We start from the raw sequence: 10,814 nt of genomic DNA on the forward strand, positions 1-10,814 counted from the left end.
CGGATGCGCCGCGCTACCTCTTCTTCCACCCCCCGCGCCTTCCCGGCATCCCACCCGTCGACTTCGGCGCCGGCCCGAACTCCGGTCCAGATTGCCTCGAGTCCGTCGGCTGGATGATCCGGCTCTCGCCGCCGAATGGCTTTGCCGGCAGCGCGCGGTTCTCGCGATAGGGCAGCGATTCCGGGCCGTGCATCTCGTCGAGATGCGGCTTGTGCACCTTCGAGCCGCTGCCGCCGCCGCTGGCTTTCAGTGCGGAGCCCACGGTCTTCTTCTTCATGGCGCTGACCGGCAAATTCGCGGCGTCGCCGTACTTCTTGCTGCCGGCATAGGCGCCGGCCTTGCCCTGCACAACGCGTTGCTTGGCGGTGGGATCGTCGACCACGGCGAGCTCAGTTGCGCGCAGGCGCTTGACCTCGTCGCGCAGGCGCGCGGCTTCCTCGAAGTTCAGATCGGCGGCGGCCTCACGCATCCGCGTTTCCAGATCGCCGAGCACGGCTTCAAAATTGTGGCCGATCGAGATGACGTCGTCGGTCATGTCGTGGCCGCCGACCTCGATCAGCACGTGGTCGCGCTCGTAGACGGAGTTGAGGATGTCGCCGATCTGCTTCTTCACGCTCTCCGGCGTGATGCCGTTGGCGGTGTTGTATTCGACCTGCTTCTCGCGGCGGCGGTTGGTCTCGGCGATGGCGCGCTCCATCGAGCCCGTCATCTGGTCGGCGTAGAGGATCACCTTGCCGTCGACGTTGCGCGCGGCGCGGCCGATGGTCTGGATCAGCGAGGTCTCGCTGCGCAAAAAACCTTCCTTGTCGGCATCGAGGATCGCGACCAGCGCGCATTCGGGAATGTCGAGGCCTTCGCGCAAGAGGTTGATGCCGACCAGCGCATCGAATGCGCCGAGGCGCAGGTCGCGGATGATCTCGATGCGCTCGATGGTGTCGATATCGCTGTGCATGTAGCGGACGCGAATGCCCTGCTCGTGCAGATATTCGGTGAGGTCCTCCGCCATGCGCTTGGTCAGCACCGTGATCAGCGAGCGATAGCCGGCCTGCGCGGTGGCGCGGACCTCGCCGACGAGATCGTCGACCTGGGTGCGGGCCGGGCGGATGTCGACCGGAGGATCAATCAGCCCCGTGGGGCGAATGACCTGTTCGACGAACACGCCGCCGCTCTCGTTCAGCTCCCAGCCGCTCGGCGTTGCCGACACCGCGACCGTCTGCGGCCGCATCATGTCCCACTCCTCGAAGCGCAGCGGGCGGTTGTCCATGCAGGAGGGCAGGCGGAAGCCGTATTCGGCCAGCGTCGCCTTGCGGCGGAAGTCGCCTTTGAACATGGCGCCGATTTGCGGCACGGTGACGTGGCTCTCGTCGGCGAACACCAGCGCGTTGTCGGGGACGTATTCGAACAGCGTCGGCGGCGGCTCGCCGGGACGGCGTCCGGTGAGGTAGCGCGAATAGTTCTCGATGCCGGCGCAGCTTCCGGTCGCCTCCATCATCTCGAGGTCGAAAGTGGTGCGCTGCTCCAGCCGCTGCGCTTCCAAAAGGCGCCCCTGGTCGTGCAGCTGGTCGAGCCGCTGCTTCAGCTCCGCCTTGATCGACTTGATCGCCTGCACCAGCGTCGGGCGCGGCGTCACATAGTGCGAGTTGGCGTACATCTTGATGAATTCGAGCTCGTCCTGCTTGTGGCCGGTGAGCGGATCGAATTCCTCGATGGTCTCGATGGTGTCGCCGAACAGGTTCACGCGCCAGGCGCGGTCCTCATAATGCGCCGGGAAGATGTCGATGACGTCGCCGCGCACGCGAAAGGTGCCGCGGGTGAAATCGTGCTGGGTGCGCTTGTACTGGAGTGCGACGAGGTCGGCGATCAGCTGGCGCTGGTCGATGCGCTCGCCCTTCTTCAACGCGAAGGTCATCGCGGTGTAGGTCTCGACCGAGCCGATACCGTAGATGCACGATACCGAGGCGACGATGATGACGTCGTCGCGCTCGAGCAGCGCGCGCGTCGCCGAGTGGCGCATGCGGTCGATCTGCTCGTTGATCGAGGAGTCCTTCTCGATATAGGTGTCGGTGCGCGGGACATAGGCTTCCGGCTGGTAGTAGTCGTAATAGGAGACGAAATACTCCACCGCGTTGTCGGGGAAGAAGTTCTTGAACTCGCCATAGAGCTGGGCGGCGAGCGTCTTGTTCGGCGCCAGGATCAGCGCGGGGCGCTGCGTCTTCTCGATCACCTGCGCCATGGTGTAGGTCTTGCCCGACCCGGTGACGCCGAGCAGCACTTGGGTGCGGTCGTTGCGCTGGACGCCTTCGACCAGCTCGGCGATCGCGGTCGGCTGGTCGCCCTTGGGCTGATATTCCGATTTGATCTCGAAGCGCACGCCGCCTTCGGACTTCTCCGGACGTGGCGGCCGGTGCGGGGTCCACACCTTGGTGGAGCCGTCGTTCTTGCGGAACTCCGGCCGGCCCTCGCGGATCAGCGACTCCAGCGCCTCCGCGGTCGCCTTGACGCCGAGCGCCTCCATCTTGTTGCGCGGCGGACGCGCCAGCGCTTCGGCATCGTCCTCTTCGGTGGGCAGGCCGAGCTGCCGCGCCAGTTCCGGATCGAGCGTCGGGATCGTGGCCGCGGTTCCGTAATTGGCCTGCGGCGCTTCTTCCAGCCCGCCAACCTCTGTGGATTGCCGGGCGCCCGGCGGCTGCGGGTTGGGCCGCAGCGGCATCGGCCGCGCACTATCCTGCGGAAACTGCTTTTGAAGGTCTTTGGGCGTCGAGGCCCGCGCGCGATGTGCCGCAGCCTCGCCGCCGGAGCGGCGGTCGCGCGAATTGTCCGGCGGCGGCTGCAGCCCGGTGCCCGATCCAAGCCCGGCGTCGCCGCGATTGATCGCGGGATTGAGCAGCTCGGCCAGCGCCGGCCCGATCGGCTGCACGTCAGGCCGATGCGCCTCCGAGTTCGGGGCCTTGGACGGAGCCTTGGACGGAGCCTTGGATTTGGGGGATTTGCCGGATTTTTCGGAGGATGCAGGTTTCTTCGCCATGAGCCGAATATGGGATGAGTCCGCCTCCCGATAAAGGGCGAATGACCGTCCTCATGCAGCCTGCTGACAGCAGGTTGGCAGCAGGCCGGCGGCCGCGCGGCGCCCCGCCATTGCTTGATGACGATTTCAATTTTTGGTTGATTAAAATTAAAAGCTCGACTTTAATGGGTCCGGGGAGGAACCTGGAGATGCTGGGCCCTGCACTGAGCTTGCTGCTCGCGGAATTGCACAAGCGCGCCGACAAGCTGACCAATTATGAGGAGCTCCTGTATTCCGAGCTTCGCGATCTCTTTGACAATTCCGCCGTTATCGCACCGGGCATAGAACCCTCACCCTTGATGAAATCCCTGGTGGAAGCCCGGGCGCGCCGAGCAGCGGCCGGGTCTCCGAAGCTGCAGGCGCACGCCTTCGACGAATACTTTCAGAACATCATCCGCCCGGACGACGAAGATGAGAATCGTCCGCGCGTGCAAATCAATTGCGGCAAAAAGGATTGCCCGAACAAAAAGTACAAGTGATGGCGTTTACGATCGGAAATCGAAATCCAGCGCGAATTCCGGGCGATTTTCAGATTGCGCCGGCGCAAGCCTATGCACCGGCCGAGCCGGAGCGCGCAATCATCGCCAACGTCGCCCGCGCGGTCGATCAGCTTGCCGCGCAGGCGGCCGCTGACGCCAGGGCCACGCTCCGCGACAGCATCCTGCGGGCTCGCGTCGCGTTCAGAGCGGCACAGATGGCCGCCCTGCGCGCCGTTGCCGAGGAATTGGTCAACGGCCCCGCCGATATGGCCGCGACGACGGACCGCTCTGCCGAAATCGTCGGCCGGGTCAGCGCCGACGTCCCCGACGTGATACTTGCGGACGCAGCGCCGCCGCGCTTTGACGGCGAGATTGCGCTCGCGGTCGTCAATTATGCGCCCGATCCCGCCGAACAGGCCTATCTCGACGCGCAGAGGGAGTTGATCGACGGTCTCGCGGCCGATGAGGCCGCGGATTTGCGTGCCAATTATTCGGAGCCCGGGCTGCAGACGCGCCGCGCGCAGCGCACCGAGGTGATAGGTCGGCTCAGGGAGACCTTCACCTTCTGGAAGTCGGAGGAACTTGCCTCCGATGCGGCCGCCGCCAACGTGTCGTACACGCGTGGCTATTACGCTGCGCAGCGATCCCGGCTTGGCCGCAAGCTTTTCACGGTCGCGCCGGTACGAGGCACCGGCGAGGACGCGGGCTACAATGTCGCGCTCGAGATACGCATTGCGGAGGGATTGCCGCCACCCAACGACCAGCCGACGCAGGATCAACGCGATCTCTATGTCGAGATCAGCAGGGCCGAGACGATCATCGCCACGGTTTGCCGCCAGATTCGCGCTCGCGCCCACGCGCGGTTCTGGTCTCGCCCGAAGGAGGAACAGCGCGGCCTGCGGATGCTCGATGAATATATCGACAAGCTGGTCGGCATCGCGCGGATCGGTCTCCAGCAGCCGCACACGGCGCTTGCGAAACTCGCGATCGATCGCTTGCGCCAGGAGTTCATTGCGCACGAAGCACGGGAAATACTCAATAGATATGTACGACGTCTCGGAGCGTGGTCGTTTGGTTTCGCCGCGCTGTTCCTCCTCGTCTACGTCGTGGTCAAGAATCGCGCGTGCGACGATGTCACCTCCTGCGCGTCGTGGTGGTATGTGCACAGGTCGTTCCTGCTTGCCGCCGCCGGCGCGTCCCTGGGGACCTGGGCGTCGTTCTCGGTGCGTCAGGTCAATTTGACCTTCGAGCAGCTTGCAGCGCCGGAAGAGGAGCTGCTCGATGCGCCCCTACGCATCATTTTCGTCGTGGTGCTCACGATGGCCGCGTGCCTGCTGTTCTGGACCGGGGCGATCAACGTCAAGATCGGCGACCTGAACACCGAAGCGAGTTCGTTCTGGAAGGCCGGCAGCGTGGCCATCCTGATCGGATTCTTCTGCGGCTTGTCCGAACGCGCACTGTCCTCGGCGATTGCCGGCCGGGCGACGGCGTTCGTCGGCGGCATCGCGGGCAGCCGCTAAAGCGGGATGAGATGAGGCTGGATCGTTGCAACGGCGGAGGTGCGCTCCCTCTCCCGCAAGCGGGAGAGGTGAAAGAGCCGCGGCAATTGATTCAACCCAAAGCCATTCCGCTTTAGCGGCCGGTCATGCGGGGGCAGGGGCCTCACGCGGCTGGTAGCGGACCCTCGTCCTCGCCCGCCTGATGCGGCTTCAGGATGTCGAGATGGATGCCGCCGCAATCGGTGCAGCGCATGGTCCAGTACTCGCACCCTGCGCGGCCGCCGATCACGCGGAGCACCGTGAGATCGCCGTCGCAATCCGGGCAGTTGGACAGCACATTGCGGGTGTAGATCCTCGGCCGCGACGAGTCGTCGATCTCGATGACTGACATGACCCGGTTGCCCCCTTAGCTGCGCTGTCCCTGGTTCGCCGTTCGGCTCGCTTATTCGTCGTCGCTGTCGGCCCGTCGGCGGAAGCGGTCGATGTGGTGCTTGGCGTCGGCAATCGCGGCGTTCTGATCGGGCCAGGCGAAACCGACTTCCATCGCCGGAAACAGCACGCCGTCGATGGCGACGGGGCTGAGATCGGCGCGGCGGATGCGGGCGTGCCAGAGGCCTTTGCCAGCCTCGAAGGATTCAATGTCAAAGCCGTCGTAGAGTGTCGTCATTCTTGTCGGTCCCACGTTTCTTTTCGGAGGGTCAGGGGACCACGTTTGCGGATTCCGGGATGTGAAGCCGTTCACAAGCGGCAGGCTTTTTTGCCTCTCGGCGTCAGTTCCGGGCGACGACGCGGCCCGTCCGCTTGACGGGGCGGGCGGCGGGTTCCGAGGCCGCGCGCATGATCCAGCGGCGGAACGCGGCAAAGTCGCGCTGCTCGGTCTGGAAGCTGCGATAGAGCAGGTACCAGCGCATGCCCTTGGGCACCGAGAGGTCGAACGGGGCGACCAGCCGGCCGGCGGCGAGGTCGTCGTCGATATAGGGGCGGATGCCCATGGCGATGCCGAGCCCGTCGGCAGCGGCCTGCAGCGCCTGGCCGTAGAACTGGAACTCGGGCCCGCGCGGATTGATGCGGGTGAGGTTCGCGGCCTTCAGCCAGATCGGCCAGTCCTCCGGCGAATGCTCGACGCGGATCAGGCTCGGTCCCTTCAGGTCGGCCGGGCGCTTCAGGCCGCTCGCAAGGCGGGGCACGCAAACCGGCGTGAGATCGCCGGCGAACAGGGGCTCGGCGACCAGCCCGGGCCAGTCGCCGGTGCCGAGCTTGATGCCGCAGCTCCAGTCCTCTCCGAACGGCACCGACGCGCCGCCGGTGGTGAAGCGCACCTCGATGTCTGGCTCTTCGCTGCGAAATTCCGACAGGCGTGGAATCAGCCAGCGCATCGCAAAGGTGTGCCCGACCCCGATGGTGAGCACGCGCACGCTTGCAGGCGCCGTCACCTGCGCGGTGAGGCTGGCCAGCGCATCGAAGATCGGCGTCAGCCCGCTCTGATAGGCGCGGCCGGCCTGCGTCAGCACCAGGCGATTGGCCTTGCGCTCGAACAGGGCAACGCCGAGCCGCTCTTCCAGCAGATGCACCATGCGGCTGACGGCGGCCGCCGATACGCTCAGCTCGAGCCCGGCCGCGGCAAAGCTGCCCGTCCGCGCCGCCGCCTCGAATGCCTTGATGCCGTTGAGAAACAGCAGACGCCGCAAATGCAAGACCCTTATGCAATACCCTCAGGAAAGCTGAGGCCAGGCCAAGATAACTCAGTTTGCGAAGACAGGGCAAGCGAGGCACAAGAATGAGAGTAATTCCAGGTTGATTTGCCGGGAGGCGCCGGTGCCTTCGCCTCTCCCCGCCTGCGGGGAGAGGCCGGAATTTGCGATAGCAAATTCCGGGTGAGGGGGACTCTCCACGAGTCTCACTTTCGCCGTCCCCGCGGGGACTCCCCCTCACCCCACCCTCTCCCCGCAAGCGGGGCGAGGGAGTGAAACAGGTTGCGTCCCTCACTCGCCAGCAGGAGTTTCCCTTCGTGACGCCCATCATGATCGCTGCCCTCGGATTGCTGATGGTCGCCACCGCGTTCCTGTCGGGACTGTTCGGCATGGCGGGCGGGCTGATCCTGATCGGCGTGCTCTTGGCACTGATGCCGCTGCCGACCGCGATGGTGCTGCATGCGATCACGCAGATGGCCTCGAACGGCTGGCGCGCGTTTCTATGGCGCGCGCATATCCGCTGGCGGCCGGTCGCGAACTATCTGGTCGGCGCTGCCGTCGCGCTCGCGGCCTGGTCGATCACGCGCTACGTGCCGGACAAGCCGATGGCCCTGCTGCTGCTCGGCATCACCCCGTTCATGGCGCGGCTGTTGCCGTCGAACATCAAGCCGGACCCCGACCGTCTCTGGCAGGGCACCGTCTATGGCACGATCTGCATGGGCTTGATGCTGATGACAGGTGTGTCCGGCCCGCTGCTCGACACCTTCTTCCTCGGCGGCGATTTCGGTCGGCGCGAGAAGGTCGCGACCAAGGCGATGTGCCAGCTCGTCAGCCATTTCACCAAGCTGATCTATTTCGGCGGCATCATCGACCAGGCCGCGAGCCTCGATCCCGTGCTCGCCGGCGTCGCCATCCTTGCCTCGATGCTCGGCACCACGCTGGCGCGGCGCATCCTCGAAGCCATGACCGACCAGCAATTCGTGACGTGGTCGAACAAGCTGATCACCACCATCGCCTGCTACTACATCGCCTATGGCGGCTGGCTCATGGTGCGCACGCCAGTGCTGGCCGCCTTCGACAAGGGAGGTTTGCAATGAGCAGTAACGCCGATCCGCTGGTGCTGGACTTCGTCGAATGGGTCGCGCGCGAGCCGCGCGCCTATGCCGAGGTGATCGCGACCTGGAAAACCTCGTGCCCGCGCCTCACCATCTGGGAAGACGCCGCCGATCGCGGCTACGTCGCGCGCCAGACCATTGCAGGCCTTGGCCTCGTCATCGCGGTGACGGAAGGTGGCGAAAGGTTCTTGCGCACCAACGGGCGGTGAGCGCGTCGCTTTCGACGGCTCTCGCCGGAGTGCTATCGCGAAGGCACCGCAAGCCGTGGCCGGATGATCTCGACCATGCGCTCGGCCGAGGTGCCCGGGGGAAAGAAGCCGAGATATTTTCCGTCGCGGTCCATGAGATAGATGAAGGACGTGTGGTCGACCGTGTAGTCGTTGGCCCCCTTGCCGATCGGAATCCTGGCAAAATAGACCTTGTAGGCCTCTGCCGCTGCTCCGATCGCTTCGGGGCTGCCGGTGAGCCCGAGCAGCCGCGGATGAAACAGCGGCACATATTCGGCAAGATGCTCGGCCGTGTCGCGTTCGGGGTCGAGCGTGATGAAGACGGGCTGCACGGCCTCTGCGTCCGGTCCGAGTTGCTCGAGCGCCTGTCCGATCGCCATCAGGTCGGTCGGACAGACGTCGGGGCAATAGGTGAAGCCGAAATAGACCAGCATCAGCCGCCCGCGGAAGTCGCCCTCGCTGCGCGGCTTGCCGGTCTGGTCGATCAGCTGGAACGGTCCGCCGACCGGCTCCCGATTCCACATCAGGATATCCATCGTCTCGGCGGCCGAGCGCGCCTGCGCCGCTCCCGCGCAGGCGAGCGTCAGCATCACGTACAGCCAGGCGCTGGCGAGCCGCATCACAGCCCGAAGGTGAGACGGCTGCCTGTCGTCGTCACCACCACCTTGCCCTCCATCTGGGCATTGGCTTCCTGTGCGAAGTTGAGCCCGCTGCAATGCATGGGCACCACGACGTCAGGATTGAGCGCCTTGATCTCGCTCACGACCTGCGTGAGGTAGTCCTTGGGCGCCGGGCCGAGATGGAAGCCACCGACGACGGCGTGCACCTTCTGGATGCCCGACACTTCCTGCGCCTGCTTCACCGAATTGACAATGCCGACATGGCCGCAGGACGAGATCACGACGAGACCGAGATCCCGCACGTTGAAGCAGGTGGCGTGCTCGTGAATGTGCTCGTCCGGCACGATCTTGCCCTCCATTTCCGCGGGCAAATAGTGGCCGACATTGCAGCCCAGCCCGTCCTTGATGCCGAACTCGACGAGCGTGTTCGGCAGTACGCGTTCGCCGCTGCGCCGGGTGATCTTGCCGGTGGTGAAGGCATGATCCGCAATCACGGTCGGCGTTTCGCACAGCACGGTCGTGACTTTCTGCGCCGCAAGCTGCCGGCGGTCGAGGGTGCCGAAATCGGCGAATTGCCCCTGCGTCGGCGTCGGGGTGACGCGATGGCAGAAATTGTCCTCGCCGCCCGCATAGAGCTTGAGGTCGGCGGGCAGCCTGTCGCGGAACTTGTCGAGGAAGCCGTTCAAGCCGCCGAAATGATCGTAGTGGCCGTGGCTCACGATCAGCGCGTTGAGCTTGGCCGGATCGACGCCGATCAACGCCATGTTGTTGAGCAGCACGTCGGGCGTGTAGCCGTAGTCGAGCATCAGCGTGCGCTGATTGCCGCCGCCCTCGGATTCCAGCCAAAGCGACAGGCCCCATTCATTGTGCAGCGATTTGCGGAAATCACCGCCGCGTGCAGCCGGAGTGATGGAGACCCCGTTGATCTGCTTGGGACGGAAGAACAGGTCGAAACTCGAATCCACCAGCACGCGGATCGAAAGCTTGTCGACGGTTGGAACGGCAATCGGGGCAGCGCTCGCGATCTCGACGCAGGTGAAAGCGTTGGCGGCCGCAGCTCCGGCCAGTGCCGCCGAGCCCAGAAGAAAATCGCGCCGTTGAATGGTCCTGGTCATTGCAACGCCTCCTGTATCGGAGCTTGGAAATGCCCAAGCTTAGGTCCAATCCGGTGCCGGCTCAACAAGCCGTGGCCAAATCGGGCACGGGCGAGGCAGCCGGTCGCCGGTCACACCCCGACACCGGCGGCAAGACGGCTTGCTTGCGCTCGTCGGTATGACGGCTACTCTGATCGCCAATCACAGCAGCTGGATCAGCGATGTCACTCAAGCTCTTCGAACTCGTCGGCACCGACGCCTCGCGCCCCTTCAGCCCGTATTGTTGGCGCACGCGGATGGCGCTGGCGCATAAGGGCCTCGCGGCGGAATCGCTGCCCTGGCGCTTCACCGAGAAGAGCGCGCTTGCGCCGCATGGCTCGGAGAAGGTTCCGGTGCTGCTGCACGACGACAGACCGGTCGTCGACTCCTGGACGATCGCGAACTATCTCGAGGACAATTTCCCGGACCGTCCGTCGCTGTTCGGCGGCGAGGGCGGCCGCGCCATGGCGCGCATGATCAACGCCTTCGGCGACATCGCCGTCGTCGGCGGCATCTTTCCGCTGATCGTTGCCGACATCCCGAAGAATCTCGCCGGGGTCGACGCTGCCTATTTCCGAAAGTCGCGCGAGGCGCGCTTCGGCGGCAAGAGCCTGGAAGAGGTCATGGCGAGCCGCGACACCGGCGTGGTCGCCTTCCGCAAGTCGCTGGAAGTGATGCGGCAGACGTTGAAGAAGCAGCCCTATCTCGGCGGCGCCGCGCCGAACTACGCCGACTACATCGTGTTCGGCGGTTTCCAGTGGGCGCGCGTGGTGAGCCCGTTCAAGCTGCTCGAGACGGACGATCCGGTGTATGCTTGGCGCGAGACACTGCTCGATGCGTTCGACGGCATGGCGCGGACATCGCCGGGGCACGAGGTGCAAGTTTCGTAGGGCAAATCTTGTAGGGTGGGCAAAGCGAAGCGTGCCCACCACCTGATGCCGTCGGGAAAGATCGTGGGCACGGCGCAAGTGCGCCTTTGCCCACCC

General features: G+C 65.1%; 11 protein-coding genes. 5 read left to right on the forward strand and 6 right to left on the reverse strand.

Annotation, left to right across the window (positions count from 1 at the left end; translation table 11 throughout):
* Positions 1 to 13 precede the first annotated feature (13 nt).
* Positions 14 to 3,025, reverse strand: coding sequence for an excinuclease ABC subunit UvrB (gene uvrB / locus AABA86_RS32275; protein ID WP_338309645.1), 3,012 nt, complete (start codon positions 3,023 to 3,025; stop codon positions 14 to 16).
* Between the two features lie 41 nt (positions 3,026 to 3,066).
* Here uvrB and AABA86_RS32280 point away from each other — a divergent pair, with 41 nt between their 5' ends.
* Complete coding sequence (locus tag AABA86_RS32280) at positions 3,067 to 3,543, forward strand: hypothetical protein (RefSeq protein WP_338309646.1); 477 nt, start codon at positions 3,067 to 3,069, stop codon at positions 3,541 to 3,543.
* Entirely contained in the window at positions 3,543 to 5,063 is a 1,521-nt protein-coding gene (locus tag AABA86_RS32285) for a hypothetical protein (protein WP_338309647.1), read from the forward strand. Before AABA86_RS32280 ends, AABA86_RS32285 begins: the two co-directional genes overlap by 1 nt.
* 142 nt (positions 5,064 to 5,205) lie before the next feature.
* On the opposite strand, the gene AABA86_RS32290 is transcribed toward AABA86_RS32285, so the two are convergent.
* The 3 genes from AABA86_RS32290 to AABA86_RS32300 all read right to left on the reverse strand — a co-directional run bounded on the left by AABA86_RS32290 (position 5,206) and on the right by AABA86_RS32300 (position 6,730).
* Positions 5,206 to 5,433, reverse strand: a complete 228-nt coding sequence (locus tag AABA86_RS32290; protein WP_212248382.1) for a hypothetical protein — start codon at positions 5,431 to 5,433, stop codon at positions 5,206 to 5,208.
* A gap of 51 nt (positions 5,434 to 5,484) precedes the next feature.
* Positions 5,485 to 5,709: a hypothetical protein gene (locus AABA86_RS32295; RefSeq protein ID WP_018318312.1), complete on the reverse strand. Its 225-nt coding sequence runs from the start codon at positions 5,707 to 5,709 to the stop codon at positions 5,485 to 5,487.
* Positions 5,710 to 5,812: 103 nt separating this feature from the next.
* Positions 5,813 to 6,730 carry a LysR substrate-binding domain-containing protein gene (locus tag AABA86_RS32300; protein WP_212248456.1) on the reverse strand — a complete coding sequence of 306 codons (918 nt, stop codon included), beginning with the start codon at positions 6,728 to 6,730 and terminating at the stop codon, positions 5,813 to 5,815.
* 320 nt (positions 6,731 to 7,050) lie between these two features.
* On the opposite strand from AABA86_RS32300, the gene AABA86_RS32305 reads away from it, so the two are divergent.
* Together AABA86_RS32305 and AABA86_RS32310 are read left to right on the forward strand one after the other, a co-directional pair.
* Positions 7,051 to 7,830 (forward strand): sulfite exporter TauE/SafE family protein, encoded by a 780-nt coding sequence (locus tag AABA86_RS32305; RefSeq protein WP_338309648.1) that lies wholly within the window; start codon positions 7,051 to 7,053, stop codon positions 7,828 to 7,830.
* Positions 7,827 to 8,057, forward strand: coding sequence for a hypothetical protein (locus AABA86_RS32310; protein WP_212248380.1), 231 nt, complete (start codon positions 7,827 to 7,829; stop codon positions 8,055 to 8,057). The genes AABA86_RS32305 and AABA86_RS32310 overlap by 4 nt, the downstream gene beginning before the upstream one ends.
* Before the next feature lie 32 nt (positions 8,058 to 8,089).
* Here the strand turns inward: AABA86_RS32310 and AABA86_RS32315 are convergent, their stop codons facing one another.
* On the reverse strand, positions 8,090 to 8,665 hold the full coding sequence (locus AABA86_RS32315; RefSeq protein WP_338309653.1) for an SCO family protein: 576 nt from the start codon (positions 8,663 to 8,665) through the stop codon (positions 8,090 to 8,092).
* A 29-nt stretch (positions 8,666 to 8,694) separates the two neighbouring features.
* A complete protein-coding gene (locus AABA86_RS32320) occupies positions 8,695 to 9,810 on the reverse strand; it encodes an MBL fold metallo-hydrolase (protein WP_338309649.1) in 1,116 nt (371 codons plus the stop codon).
* 200 nt (positions 9,811 to 10,010) lie between these two features.
* Here AABA86_RS32320 and AABA86_RS32325 point away from each other — a divergent pair, with 200 nt between their 5' ends.
* Positions 10,011 to 10,718, forward strand: coding sequence for a glutathione S-transferase family protein (locus AABA86_RS32325; RefSeq protein WP_338309650.1), 708 nt, complete (start codon positions 10,011 to 10,013; stop codon positions 10,716 to 10,718).
* Positions 10,719 to 10,814: the final 96 nt, after the last annotated feature.

It is taken from the genome of Bradyrhizobium sp. TM233 (assembly GCF_036247965.1).
In the GTDB taxonomy this organism is placed as follows: Bacteria; Pseudomonadota; Alphaproteobacteria; order Rhizobiales; family Xanthobacteraceae; genus Bradyrhizobium; species Bradyrhizobium ottawaense.